Source organism: Roseovarius nanhaiticus, assembly GCF_900156535.1.
Taxonomy (GTDB): Bacteria; Pseudomonadota; Alphaproteobacteria; order Rhodobacterales; family Rhodobacteraceae; genus Roseovarius; species Roseovarius nanhaiticus.
In genome coordinates, this window is sequence record NZ_FTNV01000001.1 from 77428 (window position 1) to 97301 (window position 19874).

The 19874-nt window shown below is 65.0% G+C and carries 21 protein-coding genes and 1 riboswitch; of the genes, 9 read left to right on the forward strand and 12 right to left on the reverse strand.

Features of this window, described 5'->3' with window-relative positions:
* The first annotated feature begins 60 nt into the window (after positions 1-60).
* Complete coding sequence (gene dapB, locus BW975_RS00355; RefSeq protein WP_076530003.1) at positions 61-879, forward strand: 4-hydroxy-tetrahydrodipicolinate reductase; 819 nt, start codon at positions 61-63, stop codon at positions 877-879.
* A 44-nt stretch (positions 880-923) separates the two neighbouring features.
* Here the strand turns inward: dapB and BW975_RS00360 are convergent, their stop codons facing one another.
* Together BW975_RS00360 and BW975_RS00365 are read right to left on the reverse strand one after the other, a co-directional pair.
* Positions 924-1211 carry a hypothetical protein gene (locus BW975_RS00360; protein WP_076530005.1) on the reverse strand — a complete coding sequence of 96 codons (288 nt, stop codon included), beginning with the start codon at positions 1209-1211 and terminating at the stop codon, positions 924-926.
* 89 nt (positions 1212-1300) lie between these two features.
* Entirely contained in the window at positions 1301-2431 is a 1131-nt protein-coding gene (locus BW975_RS00365; RefSeq protein ID WP_076530006.1) for an aminotransferase class I/II-fold pyridoxal phosphate-dependent enzyme, read from the reverse strand.
* Between the two features lie 109 nt (positions 2432-2540).
* Here BW975_RS00365 and BW975_RS00370 point away from each other — a divergent pair, with 109 nt between their 5' ends.
* Positions 2541-2903: a dihydrodipicolinate reductase gene (locus tag BW975_RS00370; RefSeq protein ID WP_076530008.1), complete on the forward strand. Its 363-nt coding sequence runs from the start codon at positions 2541-2543 to the stop codon at positions 2901-2903.
* 3 nt (positions 2904-2906) lie between these two features.
* On the opposite strand, the gene thiD is transcribed toward BW975_RS00370, so the two are convergent.
* From thiD to BW975_RS00390, 4 genes are all read right to left on the reverse strand, one after another.
* Positions 2907-3704, reverse strand: coding sequence for a bifunctional hydroxymethylpyrimidine kinase/phosphomethylpyrimidine kinase (thiD, locus tag BW975_RS00375; protein WP_076533222.1), 798 nt, complete (start codon positions 3702-3704; stop codon positions 2907-2909).
* Positions 3701-4333 (reverse strand): thiamine phosphate synthase, encoded by a 633-nt coding sequence (gene thiE / locus BW975_RS00380; RefSeq protein ID WP_076530009.1) that lies wholly within the window; start codon positions 4331-4333, stop codon positions 3701-3703. Before thiE ends, thiD begins: the two co-directional genes overlap by 4 nt.
* Positions 4330-5118, reverse strand: a complete 789-nt coding sequence (gene thiM / locus BW975_RS00385; RefSeq protein WP_076530011.1) for a hydroxyethylthiazole kinase — start codon at positions 5116-5118, stop codon at positions 4330-4332. Before thiM ends, thiE begins: the two co-directional genes overlap by 4 nt.
* Before the next feature lie 55 nt (positions 5119-5173).
* Positions 5174-5269: riboswitch (TPP riboswitch) on the reverse strand.
* A gap of 35 nt (positions 5270-5304) precedes the next feature.
* Positions 5305-5493: a DUF1674 domain-containing protein gene (locus BW975_RS00390; protein ID WP_076530013.1), complete on the reverse strand. Its 189-nt coding sequence runs from the start codon at positions 5491-5493 to the stop codon at positions 5305-5307.
* 66 nt (positions 5494-5559) lie between these two features.
* On the opposite strand from BW975_RS00390, the gene BW975_RS00395 reads away from it, so the two are divergent.
* The 7 genes from BW975_RS00395 to BW975_RS00425 all read left to right on the forward strand — a co-directional run bounded on the left by BW975_RS00395 (position 5560) and on the right by BW975_RS00425 (position 14338).
* Positions 5560-6855, forward strand: coding sequence for an RsmB/NOP family class I SAM-dependent RNA methyltransferase (locus BW975_RS00395; RefSeq protein WP_076530015.1), 1296 nt, complete (start codon positions 5560-5562; stop codon positions 6853-6855).
* A gap of 106 nt (positions 6856-6961) precedes the next feature.
* On the forward strand, positions 6962-8716 hold the full coding sequence (locus BW975_RS00400; protein ID WP_076530016.1) for a heparinase II/III family protein: 1755 nt from the start codon (positions 6962-6964) through the stop codon (positions 8714-8716).
* Between the two features lie 24 nt (positions 8717-8740).
* On the forward strand, positions 8741-10330 hold the full coding sequence (purH, locus tag BW975_RS00405) for a bifunctional phosphoribosylaminoimidazolecarboxamide formyltransferase/IMP cyclohydrolase (protein ID WP_076530018.1): 1590 nt from the start codon (positions 8741-8743) through the stop codon (positions 10328-10330).
* Between the two features lie 26 nt (positions 10331-10356).
* Positions 10357-10827: a signal peptidase II gene (lspA, locus tag BW975_RS00410; RefSeq protein WP_076530020.1), complete on the forward strand. Its 471-nt coding sequence runs from the start codon at positions 10357-10359 to the stop codon at positions 10825-10827.
* 59 nt (positions 10828-10886) lie between these two features.
* Positions 10887-11405: a DUF3035 domain-containing protein gene (locus BW975_RS00415; RefSeq protein ID WP_076530022.1), complete on the forward strand. Its 519-nt coding sequence runs from the start codon at positions 10887-10889 to the stop codon at positions 11403-11405.
* A gap of 201 nt (positions 11406-11606) precedes the next feature.
* Complete coding sequence (locus tag BW975_RS00420) at positions 11607-13016, forward strand: M16 family metallopeptidase (protein WP_244512554.1); 1410 nt, start codon at positions 11607-11609, stop codon at positions 13014-13016.
* Positions 13013-14338 (forward strand): M16 family metallopeptidase, encoded by a 1326-nt coding sequence (locus tag BW975_RS00425; RefSeq protein ID WP_076530024.1) that lies wholly within the window; start codon positions 13013-13015, stop codon positions 14336-14338. Before BW975_RS00420 ends, BW975_RS00425 begins: the two co-directional genes overlap by 4 nt.
* A 59-nt stretch (positions 14339-14397) precedes the next feature.
* On the opposite strand, the gene BW975_RS00430 is transcribed toward BW975_RS00425, so the two are convergent.
* From BW975_RS00430 to BW975_RS00455, 6 genes are all read right to left on the reverse strand, one after another.
* Positions 14398-15093 (reverse strand): ABC transporter ATP-binding protein, encoded by a 696-nt coding sequence (locus BW975_RS00430; protein WP_076530026.1) that lies wholly within the window; start codon positions 15091-15093, stop codon positions 14398-14400.
* On the reverse strand, positions 15093-15800 hold the full coding sequence (locus BW975_RS00435) for an ABC transporter ATP-binding protein (RefSeq protein WP_076530028.1): 708 nt from the start codon (positions 15798-15800) through the stop codon (positions 15093-15095). The genes BW975_RS00430 and BW975_RS00435 overlap by 1 nt, the downstream gene beginning before the upstream one ends.
* The gene (locus tag BW975_RS00440) at positions 15797-16741 is read right to left on the reverse strand and encodes a branched-chain amino acid ABC transporter permease (RefSeq protein WP_076530030.1); all 945 of its coding nucleotides are present in this window, start codon (positions 16739-16741) and stop codon (positions 15797-15799) included. The genes BW975_RS00435 and BW975_RS00440 overlap by 4 nt, the downstream gene beginning before the upstream one ends.
* Positions 16738-17664: a branched-chain amino acid ABC transporter permease gene (locus BW975_RS00445; protein ID WP_076530032.1), complete on the reverse strand. Its 927-nt coding sequence runs from the start codon at positions 17662-17664 to the stop codon at positions 16738-16740. Before BW975_RS00445 ends, BW975_RS00440 begins: the two co-directional genes overlap by 4 nt.
* Positions 17665-17670: 6 nt before the next feature.
* The gene (locus BW975_RS00450) at positions 17671-18390 is read right to left on the reverse strand and encodes a haloacid dehalogenase type II (protein ID WP_212634887.1); all 720 of its coding nucleotides are present in this window, start codon (positions 18388-18390) and stop codon (positions 17671-17673) included.
* Positions 18391-18492: 102 nt separating this feature from the next.
* On the reverse strand, positions 18493-19770 hold the full coding sequence (locus BW975_RS00455) for an ABC transporter substrate-binding protein (RefSeq protein ID WP_076530034.1): 1278 nt from the start codon (positions 19768-19770) through the stop codon (positions 18493-18495).
* Positions 19771-19874 lie beyond the last annotated feature (104 nt).

The window sequence follows — 19874 nt, forward strand, 5'->3', positions numbered from 1 at the left end:
CCCTTTGCCAAGCGGTGATGCCCGCGCTATCAAGGCGGCACCCAAGCGAAAGGCACCGACATGAGCGCAGGACCAGGCATCACAGTGACAGGCGCATCGGGCCGTATGGGCCAGATGCTGATCCGCACGATAATGGACAGCGAGCGCGCCCATCTGGTCGGCGCGGTCGAACGCACCGGCCATGCGTGGATTGGCCAGGACGTGGGCGAGGCGATGGGCGGCGCCAAGCTGGGCGTTACCGTGACGGATGACGCGCTCGAAGCATTCGCCCCCGCTCAGGCGGTAATCGACTTCACGGCGCCCACCGCCACCATCGCCTTCGCCAAGCTAGCGGCACAGGCTCGCGCGGTGCATGTGATCGGCACAACCGGATTTACAAATGAAGAGATCGAGGCACTGATCCCCGCCTCGCGCCACTCCGTCCAGGTGCGGGCGGGCAACATGAGCCTTGGGGTCAACCTTCTGACCATGCTGACCGAGAAGGTCGCGCGCGCCCTCGACGAGGATTTCGATATCGAGATCGTCGAGGCACATCACAACCAGAAGGTCGACGCGCCCTCGGGCACGGCCCTGATGCTGGGCGAGGCGGCCGCCACCGGGCGCGGCGTCGCACTGGACCGGGTAGCCGACAGGGGCCGCGACGGCATTACCGGCCCGCGGACGCGGGGGCATATCGGCTTCGCCGCCATCCGGGGCGGCGACGTAGTGGGCGAACATGACGTGATCTTTGCCGCGGCGGGCGAACGGATCGTGCTGCGTCATCTGGCCACCGACCGCGCCGTTTTTGCGCGCGGCGCGCTCAAGGCCGCGCTCTGGGGTCAGGGCCGCAGCCCCGGCGCCTATGACATGCTGGATGTGCTGGGCCTGAACGAAGGCTGAGCGCCGACGCGCGGCGCCAGAGCCCTCATGCGATCTCTCTCAGACTACCGATTAGCCGCAACGCGCACCGGTACGGCCCGGCCACCGCGCGGTTCGTCATCGTCATCATCTCGCTCGGCCATCAACAGGATCGCGACAGTGCATTGCGCGCCGGCAAAGACGATGCCGTTGAGAACCCAAAACACGATCACCGCCATCAGGCCGATATCGGACGTGCTGATCAGGTGCCAAAGGTTGGCGACATTCAACCACAGGATCGCGCCTGTGAAGACAGCCGCAAGGCCAAAGCCGATGATGCAATGGGTGATGTAGAAACGAATGAGTTTGGGCATGATACCCTCCATATTCTACTCCCAAGGATACACGAGACGCCGCCTCGATCAAGGCGGCAAGCCTTGGGCGCTGCGTTAGCTCGCATGACTTAGCGGCGCGCCAGCCACTCATCGAAGGCTGCCAGACCATCGTCGAGGCCCGCCCGTCCAAAGCCGATCCGGAACCGGTCCTGTGGCGTCTCGCCCAGCTCCGAGCGATAGATTGTCGCGGGCAGCACCAGCACGCCCGCCTCTTCGACCAGGGCCTGCGCAAAGGCTTGGACCCCCTCGGCGCCCAGATAGCGCGGATAGCCCATGCAGGAGCCATCGGGCCGGTGCCACTCGAAAAGCTCCGGGTGGCGGGCAAAGAACGCGTCCCATTTTGGCAGGTTCGCGTCCACAATGGCGTTATTGCGCGCCAACAGTCGATCCCGCGCCTTCAAGGCAATGCGTGCCAGATGTTCGGACGGGCCGGAATTGCAGATCGACAGGTAGTGCTTCATCCGCTCCATCCGGCTCAGAACGTCGCGGTCCTGGCAGGCAATCCATCCTATGCGCAGCCCCGGCAGGCCATAGCTTTTGGACATGACACCCAGGCTCAGCCCGCGCTCGTATTCATCCGCAACGAAGGGCAGATGCCGGGCGCCCGAAGGGCCGAGCCCGTGAAAGATTTCGTCATGAAGGATCCAGATGCCGTGGTGGCGGCATAGCTCGATCAACGCCGCATAGCGATCCAGCGGCAGGATCGCGCCGGTGGGATTGTGTGGAAAGTTGATCGTCAATAGGCGCGTATTGGGACGGATTGCGTCCTTGATCCGGTCAATATCAAGCGACCAGTTATCATCCGGGTCCAGCGGCACACCCGTCGCCTCGCAAATCATGCTCGGCAGGGTTTCGTGCGACTGGTAATTGGGCGTGATGACGATGGCATGATCGCCCTTCGACAGCAGCACATTGTTCGCGGCAAAAATTCCCTCACTCGCCCCGGCAAAGCACAGGATATCATCTGCCTTCTGGCGCGCGTAGGTCTGCGCAATGGTCTCGCGCAGCGCGGGCATGCCCCATGTCTCGGTATAGCCCAGCCACATCGTCTCGAACGCGGCGCGGTCCTCATCGCTGGCCATCGCCAGAAGGTCCGGCAAGGACAGGCTCTCGGCATCGGATGCGGTCAGGTGATGGCGCGCCGAGAACTCCCATTTTGCGAAATGTGTCTCGAGGCGGAAATCGGGCAGGCTGGTCATCATGGCTCCTTGATGGGCAGGCGCGGATCTGCCGATGCGTGCGCCGAATGTGATCCGAAACGGCGCCTTATACGTTTCTCTCTGGTAACGTATCCAGAGGAGCAATGTAATGCGCTCGACAACCTACACCGCTGCCGCGCTCTCGATCGCGGCCATATCGGCCCCAGCCGCCGCCCAGGCATTCGAGCAGATCACGACGCGTGATGCCTTTGTCGCCGCAACCTCGGGGCGCGATCTGACGCGGCTTGGAATCAGCGTTGCCGTCAACCCTTCGGGCGATATTCGGGGCCGCGCTTTCGGCTATCCCGTCACCGGCGCCTGGAACTGGCAGAATGGCTATTTTTGCCGTGACCTTTATTGGGGCAACGATCCATTGGGGCAAAATTGCCAAGCCGTGCGCATTCAGGGCGACACGATCCGGTTCATCTCCGACCAGGGAACGGGGCGCAGCGCCGATTTGACGCTGAAATAGGGTCTAATTAGGCTTTGCGTGAAAGTGATGGGTCGGACCATGACCATGGCCAACGCTTAAGTCCCCGGCCCCAGAAATTGCATTGGCAATGTAGATCTTGCTCAAGGTTACCGCCTCTTTCAGGTCGCGCCCCGCACCAAGATGCGCGGCTATTGCGGATGATAGGGTACAGCCCGTGCCGTGCGTGTTGGGACTGTCTATGCGCGCGCCCTCCAGCCAATCGGCGCCGCCGGAATGAAGAAGCAGATCGGGGCTGTCCGCTCCGCCCAGATGCCCGCCCTTCATCAACACGCCCCGCGCGCCAAGCGCCAAGAGTTGCTCGGCCTGATCCCGCATCGCGGGCTTGGCCCGCGCTTCGTCAACGCGCAGAAGGTCCGCCGCCTCGGGCAGGTTGGGCGTGATCAGCGCGGCCAACGGCAATAGATCCTGGCGCAGCGCATCGACAGCCTCTGCCGCCAGCAGCCGATCGCCTCCCTTGGCGACCATCACCGGGTCCAGCACGATAGGCGCCTCCAGACCTCTCAGCGCCTGCCCTACAGCTTGGATGATCTCGGCATTGCCCAGCATGCCGATCTTGACCGCATCGATTCGAATATCGTCCCTGATACTGGCGATCTGCGCCGTAATGATCTCTGGCTGCAAGAGTTGTACCGCCTGCACACCGCGCGTGTTCTGTGCAGTCAGAGCCGTGATCACCGCCATCGCGTAGCCCCTATTGGCAGAAATCGACTTGATGTCCGCCTGAATGCCCGCGCCGCCCGACGGGTCAGAGCCTGCGATGGATAGGATATTGGGGATCATGTCTGCCTCCATGCGGTGATCAGCGCGCGCGCGGCGCCTTTCATGTGCTCCGCCCGCGAAATGGCCGAAACCACTGCAACGCCCGCAGCGCCGATGGTGCGCAGCGCCGCCACATCGGCACGGACAATGCCCCCGATAGCGACACATGGCACGGGCGCCGCCGCGATCAGACGGGCCATGCCGTCCATACCGAGAGGGGCCGCCGCGTCCGGCTTGGTCGCCGTGTCGCGCAAAGGGCCGACACCTAGATAATCGACACTATCGGGCGGAATAGAGCCTATCTGCGGCTCGGTTTCTACCGACAGACCTAGCACCATATCCGGGCCGATCGCACCGCGTATGCCGGCGATGTCCCCGTCGCCTTGCCCGACATGAACGCCATCGGCCCCGATCCGGCATGCAATATCGACCCTATCGTTGACGATCAGCCGCGCGCCCGCACCGCGCGTCATTTTCAAAAGCGCCCGCGCCTGCGCCTCAAAAGCCGCGTCGCTCGCTTGCTTGTCGCGCAGCTGGATGATGCGCACACCGGCAGCGAGCGCAGCGCGCACCTGATCGACCACGGGTGCTGATGCGCCTGCATCGGTGACGAAATAGACCGGCCCCAAATCCTGCGCGGTGATCCTCATGCCGCCTCGATCCGCGCGCGCGCGGTGACATCCTCGGGGGTCAACGCATGAAGGGCGTCGATAAAAGCCACCTGAAAGCTGGCCGGGCCAGCGGCCTTTTCGCCCGCAATCGCGCCCGCAACGGCATAATAGGCCAGCGCCGCAACGGTGGCTGGCAGGGCAGCCTGTCCCACGGCAAAGGCCGCGACGATCCCGGTCAGCGAGCAGCCCATGACCGTGATGCGCGGCATCAGCGCATGCCCACCATGGACGCGCCAAGCGGTGTCCCCATCGGTGACGAAATCCACCGCGCCCGTCACGGCGACGACCCCGCCGATCTGCCGCGCTAGCGCCCGCGCCGCCCCCTCGGCATCGCTGACCGCATCGGCGGAGTCGGCGCCCTTGCCAGCGGCCTCCGCCCCGGCCAGCGCGATAATCTCCGAGGCGTTGCCGCGAATGATACTGGGTTTCAGTGCCAGCAGGCGCGCGCCCGCGTCTCGGCGCAGTGCGGTGGCGCCAACGGCGACCGGGTCCAGCACCCAGGGCTTGCCCGCCGCGTTCATCACGCCTGCCGCTGCCTCCATCGAGCGCAGCCAAGCGGGATCGAGCGTGCCGATATTGACACTGAGCGCATCGGCAAGGCCGGCGAATTCGGCCGCCTCGCCCTCGTCATGGGCCATGGCGGGGCTGCACCCTGCGGCGAGCATGACATTGGCCATGACATTCATGGCAACATAATTGGTGATGTTCTGCACCAAAGGCGCGCGGGCGCGCATGTGGTCCAGGTAGGTTCCGGCATTCTCCATCGGGATCCCCTCTTGATTGCAGGCGGGGGCTGGCCACGGACCGGGCGCGCATGGGCCCCGTCTCATCGCAACTTCCTCCGCCGGCATGATCCGGTTCAGGTTCAAAGGGTGCATCTCAGCCCGTCTGTTGCGGGCGCCCCTGTTACGCGGTGCACGATGATCGCCGCACGCGGCGGCGTCAAGCCATCAGAAGTCGATGGCGATGCCCTTCTTCTCCCAGTCGCCATAGCGCACGGCCTCGAGACCTTCTTTGCGGCCACCCAGCTCCTTGGGTAGCTCGGTCTTTTCGGCCTTCAGGCGGCGCTCTTCGGCCTCGGCCAGCGCACGCTGCGCGGCGGGGGGAAGATCTGGACGGGGATCATTGCTGTCGGTCATGGCATGGGTTCCTTTGAAGCCGTACCCCTGATATACGCCGCGCTCGCCATTCAGCAAGGAATTGCCATGCCCGCCCCGTCCAAATTCGAGGCCAAATCCGCGCCCAGGCCCGCGTCGCCGCGCACCGCCGCCGCCCATCTGCTTGACCAGATCCTGGGCGAGCGTCGGCTGCTGTCCGAGCTTCTGGCCACCGGCGCGCTCGACCGGCTCGAGGCGCCCGACCGCGCCCGCGCGCAACGCCTTGCCACGCAGACCCTGCGCAGCATCGAGCGGGCGGACAAGATCCTGGCGAAGCACCTGCGCAAGCCGCCGCCCTTGACGGTGCAGAACATCCTGCGCCTCGGCACGGTCGAGCTGTGCATGGGCGGCGATGCGCATGGCGTTGTCAATGAGTGCGTCAACATGACCGCCGGGAACAAGCGGTTCGCCAAGCTCAAGGGGCTGGTGAACGCCGTCCTGCGCAAGGTCGCCGCGGATGGCCCCGCCGAGTGGACCATCCTGCGCGTGCCGCACCTGCCCAAATGGCTGCGCGCGCCCCTGTCGGAGGCGTATGGCGCCAAGACTGTCGCAGGCTTCGAGGCGGCGCATTTCGCGGGTGCGCCGCTGGACCTGACGCCGCGCGGCGATGCCGCTGCGTTGGCCGAGGCGGTGGGAGGCACGCTCTTGCCCACCGGATCGGTGCGCATCGCGGATGCGGGCCAGGTCAGCGCCCTGCCGGGCTATGAGGCAGGCGAGTGGTGGGTGCAGGACGCCGCCGCCGCCATTCCCGCGCGGGTGCTGAACGTCGCCAAGGGCGAGACCGTGCTGGATATGTGCGCCGCGCCCGGCGGCAAGACGCTGCAACTGGCCGCGGCGGGCGGCGAAGTCACCGCGCTCGACATCTCGGACGCGCGCATGGCGCGGGTGCGCGAGAACCTCGGGCGCACGGGGCTGAGCGCGGCCTTGGTCACGGGCGATGCATTGACCCATGAGGGCCAATATGACGCCATCCTGCTGGATGCCCCCTGCTCGGCCACCGGCACGATCCGGCGCCACCCGGACCTGCCCCACGCGCGGGACGGCTCGGAAATCGGCGACCTGATCGCGCTGCAATCGGCGATGCTGGACCACGCGCTGGGCCTGCTGAAACCCGGCGGGCGGCTGGTTTATTGCACCTGCTCGCTTCTGCCGGACGAGGGCGAATGCCAGGTCGAAGAGGCCTTGGCCCGTCACCCGGGCCTCACCGTCGATCGCGCGGCACTGAACCTGCCCGGCATCGACCTGGGTTGGATCACCGAGGAGGGCGGCCTGCGCCTGCGCCCCGATTATTGGGCCGAATTGGGCGGCATGGACGGGTTTTATATCGCAATGCTGCGCATCTGACGCGAATTTCATATTCCTTCGGTGACTTGGCCGGGGCGCCGCGATAAGCTGCGCGTAAAGAGGCGCCGACAAGAGCGCCCCCAATCCGAGGCAGGCACCGAGGCATATGGCACCACCGGGCAGATTTCGCGCAAATTGGACACGTATCCAGAACCGCATGGCCGCGCGCCGCGCGGTCTGGGCGCGCCCTGCGACGGCCTTCGTGTCATCGCCCGAGCCGCGCACGATCGGCAGTTTCGCCCGCGGCCGCCAACTGGCGGCGGGCAATTTCATGTTCGCCGGGCATCTGGTGCAACAGCCCGGCACATCCATCTGGGACATCGCCGCGCCTGACCCCGCCTTCGAGGCCGAGTTGCATGGCTTTGGCTGGCTGGACGATCTGGCCGCCGCAGGCGATGCTCCCGCGCGCCGCGCCGCGCATGACTGGACCCAAGACTGGATCAGCCGTTTTGGCGCCGGGCGCGGGCCGGGCTGGACACCGGACCTGACCGGGCGGCGCATCATCCGCTGGATCAATCACGCGCTCTTGCTGTTGGCAGGGCAAGAGCGTCACGTATCCGACGCGTTCTATCGCTCGCTGGCGCAGCAAACCCTCTTTTTGGGAAAACGCTGGCACGCCGCCGCCCCCGGCCTGCCCCGGTTCGAGGCGCTGACCGGTCTCATCTATGCCGGTATCGCGCTGGAAGGAATGAGCGTCTATGCCGGGCCTGCCGCCCGTGCGCTGGACCGCGAATGTGGCGCCCATATCGGCGCCGAGGGGCATTTGGTCACCCGCAACCCCGAGGAATTGCTGGACGTCTTTACCCTGCTCACATGGGCCGCCGAGGCGCTGCGCGAGGCCGAAATCGAGGCGCCCGGCCTGATCGCCGCCACCGGGCGGATCGCGCCGACGCTGCGGACCCTGCGCCACGCGGATGGCGGGCTGGCGCGCTTCCACGGCGGCGGGCGCGGCTTTGACGGGCGGCTCGACACGGCGCTGGCGGCGAGCGGCGTAAAGGGGCGGCGCGAGGGCGGGCTGGCCATGGGCTTCGCGCGGCTCAGCGCCGGGCGCACATCGGTCATCATCGACGCGGCGCCACCGCCCACAGGCGCGGCCTCGGCGGGGGCGCATGCCTCGACCATGGCGTTCGAGCTGACCTCGGGACGCCGCCCGGTGATCGTCAATTGCGGATCGGGCGCCGGGTTCGGGGCCGAGTGGCGCCGCGCGGGGCGTGCGACGCCCTCGCACAGCACCCTTGTCGTCGATGGCGCCTCCAGCGCGCGTCTCGGCCCGCCGGGGGCGGAGGCCGAATGGCTGACCCAGGCGCCCCGCCACGTTCCCGTCCAGATGAGCCACGCTTCGGACGGGGTGCGCTTTGAGGGCGGCCATGACGGCTATGTCGCGCGGTACGGTCTGACCCACGCGCGCACGATCGAGATGACCTTCGACGGGCGCGGCGTCGCGGGCGAGGACATGCTGCTGGCCCTCGGCCCCGAGGACAAGCGCCGCTTCGATGCCGCGATGGACGCGGCCAGAATGCAGGGTGTGCCCTACCAGATCCATTTCCACCTTCATCCCGAGGTGGACGCGCATCTGGATATGGGTGGCGCTGCCGTGTCGCTGGCACTGCGCAGTGGGGAAATCTGGGTATTCCGCACCGATGCGCGCGCCAAGATCACGCTGGAGCCGTCGGTTTATCTGGAAAAATCGCGAATCCGGCCCCGTGCGTCCAAACAGATAGTTTTATCCGGACGCGCGCTGGAGTATGCGGGCCGCATCAGATGGTCGCTCGCCAAGGCGCAGGACACGCCGATCAGCATCCGCGATCTGGCGCCGGACGCTCCCTACCCCGCCTTGGACGGCGATCAGGATGATGACTGACATACACGCAACGCAGGACCGCCCATGACCGATATTGCCCCCATCCGCCGCGCCCTTCTGTCCGTTTCGGACAAGACCGGATTGATCGAGCTGGGCCGCGCCCTGGCGGGCCGCGGTGTCGAGCTGCTCAGCACCGGCGGCAGCGCCAAAGCACTGCGCGACGCAGGTTTGACGGTGCGCGATGTGGCCGATGTCACCGGCTTTCCCGAAATGATGGACGGGCGCGTGAAAACGCTGCACCCCGCTGTACATGGTGGCCTTCTGGCCCTGCGCGACAATGACGCGCATGTGAAGGCAATGGACGAACATGGCATCGGCGCGATCGATCTGCTGGTGGTCAACCTCTACCCGTTCGAATCTACAGTCGCAGGCGGCGCCGACTATGACACCTGCATCGAGAATATCGACATCGGCGGACCCGCGATGATCCGCGCCGCGGCCAAGAACCACGGTTTCGTCAATGTCGTCGTCGATACCGAGGATTATGCCCCCCTGCTGGAGCAAATGGAGGCCAACGATGGCGGCACCACACTGGCCTTCCGCCAGAAGCTGGCCATGACCGCCTATTCGCGCACCGCTGCCTATGATTCCGCCGTCAGCACTTGGATGGCCGCGCAGCAGAGTGATAGCGCCCCCCGCCGCCGCACCGTTGCCGGATCGCTGGCGCAAGTGCTGCGCTATGGCGAGAACCCGCATCAATCGGCCAGCTTCTATCTCGACGGCAGCGCGCGGCCCGGTGTGGCTACGGCCCAGCAGCTGCAGGGCAAGGAGCTGAGCTATAACAACATCAACGACACCGACGCCGCGTTCGAGCTGGCCAGTGAGTTCGCGCCCGATGACGGCCCTGCCTGCGCCATCATCAAGCACGCCAACCCCTGCGGCGTGGCCCGCGCGGCAACGCTGAAAGAGGCCTATGCCCGCGCCTTTGATTGCGACCGCACGTCTGCCTTTGGCGGCATCATCGCGCTGAACCAGCGGCTGGATGGCGCAACCGCCGAAGAGATCGCCCAGATCTTTACCGAGGTCGTGATCGCCCCCGGCGCAGACGAGGACGCGCGCCGCATTTTCGAGGCTAAGAAGAACCTGCGCCTCCTGATCACCGAAGGCATGGCAGACCCGCGGGAAGCGGCGCAGACGATCCGGCAGGTTTCGGGCGGCTACCTGATGCAGGACAAGGATAACGGCCACATCACTGCCGATGATCTGAAGGTCGTGACCAAACGCCAGCCAACGGACGCCGAAATGGCCGACATGCTCTTTGCCTGGAAAGTCGCCAAGCACGTCAAGTCGAACGCCATCGTCTACGTCAAGGATGGCGCCACCGTCGGCGTCGGCGCGGGCCAGATGAGCCGCGTGGACAGCTGCCGCATCGCCGCGCGCAAAAGCCAAGACATGGCCGAGGCGCTGGGCCTCTCCGCGCCGCTGACCCAAGGCAGCGTCGTGGCCTCCGACGCGTTTTTTCCCTTCGCCGATGGCCTCCTGACCGCCGCCGAGGCGGGCGCGACTGCCGTGATCCATCCCGGCGGCTCGATGCGCGACGACAAGGTGATCGAAGCCGCCGACGAGGCCGGGCTGGCGATGGTGCTGACCGGCATGCGCCACTTCCGCCACTGATGGCCCAGGCCTCGAAAGGGCATCACATGAAAACGGTTTTCTGGACAGCGTTCTGGATCTTCCTGCTGGACCAGGCCACGAAATACCTGGTCGTGCATTGGATGAACTTGCGTACTCTGGGGGCGATCGACGTATGGCCGCCCTTTATCAACCTGCGCATGGCATGGAATTACGGCATCAATTTCGGCCTGCTGGCCGGGGATTCGCCCCTCACGCGCTGGGTGTTGATCGCGGTCGCGCTGGTGATTTCGGGCGCGGTCCTGTGGTGGGTCCATCACGAGCCGGGTGGCAAATGGCAGAAAATCGCTGCGGGTCTTCTGGTAGGCGGCGCGCTGGGTAACGTGATCGACAGGCTGCTCTATGGCGGGGTCGCGGATTTCCTGAACATGTCCTGCTGCGGTTTCACAAACCCATATGCGTTCAACGTGGCCGACATCGCCATTTTCATAGGCGCCTTCGGAATGATCATCCTCAGCCCCGGCAAAAAGCCTGCGTGACGCGGGCACGCGATTGCGTTAGACCATCCGGGACACTTTGCGAAAGAAGGGCCGCCCCCATGCGCCGCAGCATTCTGGCACTTACACTGATCACCTTCGCCATCGCCGCCTGTGGGCGGAATGATGGAGTGTTGACGCGTATCAAGAACGACGGCAATGGCCCGGATGAATTCGCCATCCTGCCGACCGGGCCGCTGCAAACTCCCGAAAGTTACAACAGTCTGCCGCCCCCCACGCCGGGCGCGGCCAATCTCGTCGATCCCAATCCGCGCGCTGCGGGTATCGCGGCACTGGGCGGCAATCCGGCAGTCACCGTGCCCAGCGGCGCGGTCTCAAGCGCGGATGGCGGGCTGGTAAACCACGCGAGCCGCTTTGGCGTGACGCCCGGCGTGCGGCGCGATCTGGCGGCCGAGGACGCGCAGGTGCGGCGCCGTCACGGGCGGGTCAACATCTTCAACATTGGCCCCAATGACGACTATACCGATGCCTATCGCAAACAATGGCTGGACGCACAGGCCGAACAGCGGCGCCTGACACAGCGCGGCGTCGTCACCCCGTCGGCCCCGCCCGCCGAATAAGCACTGTACCGCATTACACGCCCCGGCCACCTCGGCACGGGGCGTTTTTCGTTTCAAAGGATGCGCGCGCGATCACGGATTTGACAGCGCGGGTTGCACACGGACGCGCGCGCCGTATCTACATAGTCAAGCACTGCAACCAACGCCTCACCTGCCCGACCAACCGGAGAGATGCATATGCGCGCCTTGATGATCGCAATCATGACCCTTTTGCCCGCCGCCGCCCTGGCGCAAGAGAACGCGGGCACCGGCACCGATCAGGTGACCAGCTACACGTTGGACAACGGCATGGAGGTGGTCGTGATCGAGGATCATCGCGCCCCGGTCGTGACCCACATGGTCTGGTATCGCGCCGGATCTGCGGATGAGCCGCCGGGCAGCTCGGGCGTTGCGCATTTCCTTGAACACCTTCTCTTCAAGGGCACCGACACGCTGGCCCCCGGCGAATTCTCGGCCACCGTGGCCAAGCAGGGTGGCAGCGACAACGCCTTCACCAGCTACGACTACACCGCCTATTTTCAGCGCGTCGCGGCCGATCGGCTGGAACTGATGATGAAGATGGAGGCGGACCGCATGGTCAATCTCGTCCTCGACGAAGAAAACGTCGCGACCGAGCGCAATGTCATCATCGAAGAGCGCAATCAGCGCGTCGAGAACAATCCCAACGCCCTTTTCCGCGAGCAGATGAACGCGGCGCAATACCTCAATCATCGCTATGGCACGCCGGTCATCGGCTGGCAGCACGAACAGCCAAAGCTGACGCTGCAGGATGCTCGCGACTTCTATTCCACGTATTACGCGCCCAACGACGCGATACTCGTGGTCGCCGGCGACGTGCAGCCGGACGAGGTTCTGGCCCTCGCACAAGAGCATTACGGCGCCATTCCCGCCAATCCGGACCTGCCCGAGCGCATGCGCCCCGAAGAGCCGCGCCAGATGGCTGCCCGCCGCCTCATGATGGAGGATCCACGCGTCGCGCAGCCCTATCTCATGCGCTCCTACCTCGCCCCCGAGCGGGATCCGGGTGCCCAGGAAAAGGCCGCGGCACTGACGATTCTCGCCGAAATTCTGGGCGGTGGGACGACGTCCCTCATGGCCGAGAAGCTGCAGTTCGACAATGAAGTCGCCGTTCAAGCCTCGGCCTGGTACGACGCCATGTCGCTGGATGACACCACCTTCACGCTGCTGGTGGTGCCGGTGCCTGGCGTGTCGCTCCCCGATGCCGAAGCCGCGATGGACGGGGTCATTGCCAGCTTCCTCGAAAATGGCGTCGATGCGGATCAATTGGAGCGGATCAAGATGCAGATGCGCGCCGCGCAGATCTATGCCCGCGACGATGTGAACGGTCTCGCCAATCGCTACGGCGCCGCGCTCGCCTCCAGTTTGACGATCGAGGATGTTCAGGACTGGCCGAGCGTGCTGCAGAATGTCAGCGCCGAGGATGTGATGCAGGCGGCGCGGGATGTGTTCCGGCCCGAAACATCGGTGACCGGCTATCTCAGTATTCCCGAGGCAACCTCGGACACAGGTGCCAAGGACACGCTGCGCACCGATGATCCGGCGCCCGCCGCCGCAGACACCCAAGACGCCACGACGGAGACAACACAATGAGCCGCCCGAGCATCGCCCGCTTTCTTCTGCCCTGCCTGATCACACTGACTTTCGCCCTGCCCGCGCGGGCCGAGATCGAGGTGCAGGATCTGGGCAATCCCGGCGGCATTGATCTGTGGCTGGTCGAGGATCACACCATTCCATTCGTGGCCTTGGAAATGCGGTTTCGCGGGGGCGCCTCGCTGGACCAACCCGGCAAGCGTGGCGCGACCAACTTGATGACCGGCCTGCTCGAAGAGGGTGCAGGCGACATGGACAGCCGTGCGTTCGCGCGCCAGGCCGAAGCCTTGGCCGCGTCCGTCTCCTACGGGGTCGGCGACGACACGCTCAGTGTCTCGGCGCGCTTTCTCAGCGAGAACAGGGATGCCGCGGTCGAGCTGCTGCGTACCAGTTTGGTCGAACCTGCGTTCAACCAGAAATCGATAGACCGGGTCCGGGGTCAGGTCCGCTCGGTCATCCAGGGCGAGCAAAAGGACCCGCGCGACATCGCCGCCCGAACGTTTGATGCACAGACCTTTGGCGATCATCCCTATGCGACCTCCAAGGACGGTACGCTGGACAGTATCGCGGGACTGACGCGGGACGATATCGTGGCCGCCCACCGCGCCGCTTTGGTGCGCGACCGTCTCTATATCGCCGCAGTCGGTGATATCACCGCAGAAGAGTTGACCAAGCTTGTCGAGCGTCTGACCGATGGGCTGCCTCAGTCGTCGGACGTGCCCCTGCCGGGCCCCGCAGATGTCACATTGCCAGGCGGCGCGACAATTGTGGAGTATGACACGCCGCAATCCGTTGTCACCTTTGCCCAGCCCGGCATCGACCGCGACGATCCCGATTTCTTTGCAGCGTATCTGCTGAACCAGATCCTTGGCGGTGGTGGTTTTGAGAGCCGTTTGATGAACGAGGTCCGCGAGAAGCGGGGCCTGACCTATGGCGTCTACTCCTACCTCGTGGACCGCGACGGCGCGCAGCTCTGGATGGGGCAGGTCGCTTCGGCCAATGACCGCGTGGCGACTGCCATCGAGGTCATCCGTGATGAATGGGCCAAGATGCGCGATACCGGCGTCACGGCCCAAGAGTTGGAAGACGCCAAGACCTACATGACCGGCTCTTATCCGCTGCGCTTTGATGGGAATGCCCCCATCGCGAATATCGCTGTCGAGATGCAGATCGAAGGCTTGCCCACCGACTACATCACCACCCGCAACGACAAGGTGAATGCCGTGACGCTAGAGCAGATCAACCGTGTCGCCCGCGAATTGCTGGACCCTGAAAAGCTGAGCTTCGTCGTCGTGGGCAAGCCCGAGGGTCTGGCAGAATAGCCGCGGTCCACCTTTCATCTTGGCAAAAATACTCAAGGTCCGGCGGGCCGATGCCGGGCCTAGACCCCTAAATAGCGCGCCGCCACTGACAGATCGGCGCGCAATTCATCAACAGGCAGCACCGCGCCGCCGCGTCCGTTCTCGATAAACGCAATGCGGTCCGCCACCTCGAGAACGGCATCCATGCGCTGCTCCACCAGCAAGATCGCCGTATCTTGGCCGCGCATGCGCAACACCGCCTCCTGGATCGCCGCCACCATCGAGGGCTGTAGCCCCTCTGTTGGCTCATCAAGCAAAAGCGCCTTGGGCCGAAGGCAGAGCGCCCGGGCCATGGCCAACATCTGCTGCTCGCCGCCCGACAGGGTCTGCGCAGGCTGGCGATAGCGTTCGCGCAAACGTGGAAAGAGATCCAGAACCTCTTCCAGAACCTCGGGCGGGCTGCGCCGTGCGCGCATCCCGATCTCCAGATTCTGTGCCACCGACAGCCCCGCAAAGAGACGCCGCCCCTGCGGGACATAGCCGATGCCGGCGCGCGGCACATGGTGCGGCGCCAGTGCGCTTACCTCGGTACCGTCCAGCATCACACGGCCATCCATCAGCGGGATCAGCCCCATGATCGCGCGCATCGCCGTTGTCTTGCCCGCACCGTTGCGGCCCATGAGGCAGAGGATCTCGCCCGACTGCACTTCCAGTGACAAATCGCGCAATACGCGGCCGCCATCATATCCCGCGCTGATCCGGTCCAGCGCCAACATCACGGCGCCCCCAGATAGGCAGCCTGCACGCCCGGATCGGCGCGCACCTCTTCCGGCGTGCCCTCAAAGAGCAGCGCCCCGGCGGAGAGGACCGTCACACGCTCGGCCAGCGCCATGACGACATCCATGTTATGCTCGATCAGCAGGATCGCGCAGCGGCCCGCCATCCCCCGTATCAGATCCTTGAAAGCAGCGATCTCGACCTCTGATAGACCCTGCGTCGGCTCGTCGAGGATCAAGAGCCGCGGCGCGCTTACCAGGCCCATCGCAATCTCGACGAGGCGCTGGTGGCCATAGCTCAGATCGCCCGCCAGCGCATCGCAGTAGCGCGTAAGGCCCACCTGATCGATCACCTGCGCGACAGCGCCGGGTACCTGGCCCGCCGTCATGTGCGGACGCGCGGCCAGCGCAACGTTCTCCGACACCGGCAGGCGCGCGTAGATAGAGGTGATCTGAAACGTATAAGCCATGCCCAGCCGGGTCCGCCTATGCGCCGGCAGCGCCGTGATGTCCTGCCCGTCCAGCACCACCTGACCCGCATCCGCCGCGATCCGCCCACAGACGAGGCCGACCAGCGTCGTCTTGCCCGCCCCATTCGGCCCGATCAGCGCACGCACCTCGCCGGGGCCGACCTCCAGGCTCACGTCATCCACGGCGCGCACGCCGTCATATGACTTGGTCAGACCGCGCAGGGACAGAAGGCTCATGGCAGCCACCCCCAAAGGCGACGGCGCACCTCACCCATGATGCCTTGCGGTGCGAAGAGCGTCAGCAGCACCAGCGCCACGCCCGCGATCAGCATATAGGCCGTCGTGACGCCCGAGCTGAGGTCGATGAGGTAGAACATGAAAAGCGTCCCGATGAACGGACCCAGAACCGTGCCCGCGCCGCCCAGAAGCACCCAGAGAAGTGGCAGGATCGAGTATTCAACGCTGGCGAAACTGGCGCCCACATAGCCGAAGAGAAGGCCATAAGCCGCGCCTGCCGCACCGGAAATGGCGCCCGATACCGTGACCGCGATCAGCTTGATCCGGAACGTGTCATAGCCCAGCATCCGCGTGCGCGCCTCGTTCTCGCGGATCGCCACCAATGTCCGGCCAAGCGGGCTTCGCACCAGGGCAAGGCAAATCGCCATCACGAGCGCGAACAGCATAAGGGCCGCGAGGTAGCGATTACCCTCATCGCTCAGGTCGATCCCCCAAAGCACCCGCGCCCCCCGCGCGACCACGATCCCCTCGTCGCCGCGTGTCCATTCTCCGAAATAGAGCACCGTCAGATAACCCGCCTGCGCGAACATCAGCGTGACGATCATGAAGGCCACCCCCGCCGTGCGCAGCGCGAGCGCGCCCAGCGCGGCGGCCATCAGCGCCCCGGCAGCAACCCCTAGAAGCAGCGAAGGCGCCGCGCCCAGTCCGCCATGCTGCACCACCATGCCCATGCCATACATGCCCGCCCCGAAGAGGAGAGCATGCCCAAGGCTCAGAAGGCCGGTATAGCCAAAGACGAGATTATAGCCCATCGCGTAGCTGGCCAGCACCATGATCCGCGCAAGATTGCCGTGATGATACGCAGGCAGCACGAAATGCCCGAGCAAAAGCAGCGCCAGAACCCCGCCATGCAGGGCGATGATCCGCGCGCCCACGCTCATGCGCTGCGCGTGCCGAAGAGGCCCTGAGGGCGAAAGACCAGCACCAGAGCCACCAGCAGCGTCGCGATGATCTTGGCCAGTGTGGGCGAGAAAAAGACCGAGATCATCCCGTCGCTCAGCCCGATCAGGATCGCCGCAACCACCGTACCCGGCAGGCTGCCTAGGCCGCCAATGATGACCACGGTGAAGGCCAGCAGCAAGGGCTCGGCCCCCATCAGGTAATGCGCCTGACTGATCGGCACGACCAGAACGGCGGCAAGCGCGGCCAGCGCCGCACCGATGCCGAAAACCATCGCATACACCCGCTCGACCGGGATGCCGAAGGCGGTCGCCATGTCGCGGTCGGCCTGTACCGCGCGCATCACGAGGCCGATGCGCGTGCGCGCCATCATCGCCCAGACGCCCAAAAGCACCACCGCCCCCGCAGCGATCACCGCCAGCTTGTAACTGGTCGTGGCCAGCCCCCAAGGCCAGTAGAGCGCCAGCGCGCCCTCCTTCATCTCGACCCAAGGCAGCGCCAGCCGCGTGTTGAACGGCGCCTCGACGGGCCGCGCCTCTGGCCCGTAGCCCATCAGCGTCAGTTGCTGGATGATATACAGCAGTCCGATCGTGGCCACGATCGTGCGCTCGGGATCATAACTCACCCTTTTGAGGATGGTCATGTCGGCGGCCACCGCAATGCCGCCCACGATCAGCGGCGCGCCCACCAGCGCCACGGCAAAGCCCAGCGCGGGATGCCCGCCCACCATCTGCGCGATCACCCATGCCAGAACCGCGCCCAGCATGAAGAACTCGCCATGCGCGATATTGACCACCCGCATCACGCCGAAAACGAGGCTCAGCCCCACCGCCGTCAACGCCAGAACCGAAGCCATGACCAGCCCCTCCAGCGTGGCGAGCATCAGGTAGGGGCCAAGCTCCATGTCGTGCTAGCCCGCCAGCTCGGCGCGATGCGCCTCCACCAGATCGGCCATCGAGTGGAACATCATGTCGTAGCGCGGCATGTCGCCGGGGTTCATCGTCGCGCCGAACCCTTCCTTGTCATGCCGCCGATAGATCCAGCAATTGGCAAGGCCGTGCCGGTTTGCCGGGCCGTGATCGTGGAACATGCTCTCGGCGGTGTGCAGGATATCGCCGCGTGTCAGACCCAGCCGCGCCAGCTGCTCCAGCATGTAGTCGAAATTGCGCGGATCGGGTTTGTAGCTGCCCACATCCTCGGCCACGTAAACCGCGGTAAAGGGATGTCCCAGCTTTGCATCGCTATGGGCGAAACTGGCGTTGTCGACATTCGACAGCACAATCAGCTTGAAGTGGTCCTTGAGATAGGCCAGCGCCTCGCGGCTGTCGGGAAAGGCCGGCCAATGCTCGACGGAGCGGCCATAGACCTGCGCCTCTTCCCAGGATGCCCGCAGCCCCCATTCCTCGGCCAGCCGCTTGTAGACCGTGGCCAGAATATCGCGGTAATTCTTGGCCGGCGTCACCCGCTGCGTGGTGCTCTCGTGATAGGCATGCGCCTCGAGGATCTGATCGCGGCTGAGATCCAGCTGATCCGTCAAAGGATTGAGCCCCGCGATCATGCCGCTTTCCCAGTCGATGAGCGTGCCATAGACGTCGAATGTCAGTGCCTTGTAATCGCTCAGCTTCATCATGGTCCTCCGTGACGGCACGCGCCTCTTTTCTTCTTGCCGGAAATATCCCGGGGGATGGTTTGAAATCCATGTGGATTTCAAACCTCGGGGGCAGCGCCCCGCCTAAAAAGGCCGCTGCGTGTAATCCACCTCGTCGGGATACATCCCGGCCTCGATGCCTGCCGTATGCACGCGCACCAGCCGGCCGCCTTCGACGCGGCTGACATGTTGCTCGCCAAAGACCTGATGCGTGCGCCCGTTGAACTGCATCGGTCCTTGCGGATAGTCGCGCCCATGCGGCAGGTCCGTCATCGCCTCGACCGCTTCGATCAGCGCGGTTCGGTCCTGCGGCCCGCGATAGCCTGCAGCCTCCATCCCGGCCTTGATTACGCTCAGCGTGGTCCAGCAGCCATACATGTGCCCGTAGGCCGATACGTCGCGCGGATCGGCCAACGACGCGCCGTTCTCGTCGACGCCCACGGCGTTGCGGTAAAACGCCTGCGCCTCCGTCTCGTCGGGCTGGGCGTAACGCGTCATGCCTTCCCAAAAATGCGAGCCGTTCAGAAATTCCAGACCGGGGCTGTTGATGTCGATCGTCTCGAGACTGTCGACAAAGCCGAAAAGCTCGGGCCCGGCGCCTCCAAAAAACTCGCCCATCTCCTTGACGAAGGTCAGGACCGACGGGCCGACCATGACGTGATAGACCACTTCCGTCTCGCGCGGGATCTTGGGAAAATAGCGGGTGAAGGACGTCTCGGTCGGCGGGATGGCGATCTTCTCCAGAACCTCGCCGCCTTGGGCCTCGATGGCTTGGGTGAAAAAATCGCGGTGATCGTGCCCATAGGCATAATCGGGATAGATCATCGTGACCTTCTTGCCGAGATTGTCGGCCACGAAAGGCGCGATGGCCAGAACCTGGCTCTTCACGTCGGTGATGCCGGGCTGGAGCGTGTAGCGGTTCAGCATGCCGCTGGCGACATGATGCCCTTCGGACACCACGAAATACGGCAGCTTCAGTTCGGTCGCGCGCGGTGCCGATCCGATGACGACGTGGCTGAAAAGCGGGCCATAGGCGATGTCGCATTTATGCTGATTGGCGAATTTCTCCAGCAGCTCCGCACCCCGCTTGGGGTTCGTCCCGTCATCCTCGGGCACCAGTTTGACCATGCGGCCGTTGATGCCGCCATTCTCGTTGATGTATTTCGCCGCCGCATTGCCCGTCCGCTCGTACCAGCGGCCATAAGCGGCGCCCACGCCAGTGCGGTGGATCTGAAAGCCGATCTTGATCGGCTCCGCCGTCTGCGCATGGGTGTAGCGCGCCCAAAGTGGCAGCGCCGCGGCGCCACCCGCCAATGTCGTCAGCGCCTTGCGCCGGGTCAGGTTGCGTCCGGTCTCGGTCATGGCATTGCCCCCATATCGCGGCAGGGCTGCCCTGCCGGTCCGGCGCGATCCTGCGAATATGGGGGCGGATTGTCCAGCGCTTTGCGCCGTTCCGTGCCCCTTTG

Excerpts from the sequence above, each read along its gene's own strand:
- dapB (WP_076530003.1), top strand. The coding sequence starts at position 61 with ATGAGCGCAGGACCAGGCATCACAGTGACAGGCGCATCGGGCCGTATG.
- BW975_RS00360 (WP_076530005.1), bottom strand. The coding sequence starts at position 1,211 with ATGCCCAAACTCATTCGTTTCTACATCACCCATTGCATCATCGGCTTT.
- BW975_RS00365 (WP_076530006.1), bottom strand. The coding sequence starts at position 2,431 with ATGACCAGCCTGCCCGATTTCCGCCTCGAGACACATTTCGCAAAATGG.
- BW975_RS00370 (WP_076530008.1), top strand. The coding sequence starts at position 2,541 with ATGCGCTCGACAACCTACACCGCTGCCGCGCTCTCGATCGCGGCCATA.
- thiD (WP_076533222.1), bottom strand. The coding sequence starts at position 3,704 with ATGATCCCCAATATCCTATCCATCGCAGGCTCTGACCCGTCGGGCGGC.
- thiE (WP_076530009.1), bottom strand. The coding sequence starts at position 4,333 with ATGAGGATCACCGCGCAGGATTTGGGGCCGGTCTATTTCGTCACCGAT.
- thiM (WP_076530011.1), bottom strand. The coding sequence starts at position 5,118 with ATGGAGAATGCCGGAACCTACCTGGACCACATGCGCGCCCGCGCGCCT.
- BW975_RS00390 (WP_076530013.1), bottom strand. The coding sequence starts at position 5,493 with ATGACCGACAGCAATGATCCCCGTCCAGATCTTCCCCCCGCCGCGCAG.
- BW975_RS00395 (WP_076530015.1), top strand. The coding sequence starts at position 5,560 with ATGCCCGCCCCGTCCAAATTCGAGGCCAAATCCGCGCCCAGGCCCGCG.
- BW975_RS00400 (WP_076530016.1), top strand. The coding sequence starts at position 6,962 with ATGGCACCACCGGGCAGATTTCGCGCAAATTGGACACGTATCCAGAAC.
- purH (WP_076530018.1), top strand. The coding sequence starts at position 8,741 with ATGACCGATATTGCCCCCATCCGCCGCGCCCTTCTGTCCGTTTCGGAC.
- lspA (WP_076530020.1), top strand. The coding sequence starts at position 10,357 with ATGAAAACGGTTTTCTGGACAGCGTTCTGGATCTTCCTGCTGGACCAG.
- BW975_RS00415 (WP_076530022.1), top strand. The coding sequence starts at position 10,887 with ATGCGCCGCAGCATTCTGGCACTTACACTGATCACCTTCGCCATCGCC.
- BW975_RS00420 (WP_244512554.1), top strand. The coding sequence starts at position 11,607 with ATGACCCTTTTGCCCGCCGCCGCCCTGGCGCAAGAGAACGCGGGCACC.
- BW975_RS00425 (WP_076530024.1), top strand. The coding sequence starts at position 13,013 with ATGAGCCGCCCGAGCATCGCCCGCTTTCTTCTGCCCTGCCTGATCACA.
- BW975_RS00430 (WP_076530026.1), bottom strand. The coding sequence starts at position 15,093 with ATGTTGGCGCTGGACCGGATCAGCGCGGGATATGATGGCGGCCGCGTA.
- BW975_RS00435 (WP_076530028.1), bottom strand. The coding sequence starts at position 15,800 with ATGAGCCTTCTGTCCCTGCGCGGTCTGACCAAGTCATATGACGGCGTG.
- BW975_RS00440 (WP_076530030.1), bottom strand. The coding sequence starts at position 16,741 with ATGAGCGTGGGCGCGCGGATCATCGCCCTGCATGGCGGGGTTCTGGCG.
- BW975_RS00445 (WP_076530032.1), bottom strand. The coding sequence starts at position 17,664 with ATGGAGCTTGGCCCCTACCTGATGCTCGCCACGCTGGAGGGGCTGGTC.
- BW975_RS00450 (WP_212634887.1), bottom strand. The coding sequence starts at position 18,390 with ATGATGAAGCTGAGCGATTACAAGGCACTGACATTCGACGTCTATGGC.
- BW975_RS00455 (WP_076530034.1), bottom strand. The coding sequence starts at position 19,770 with ATGACCGAGACCGGACGCAACCTGACCCGGCGCAAGGCGCTGACGACA.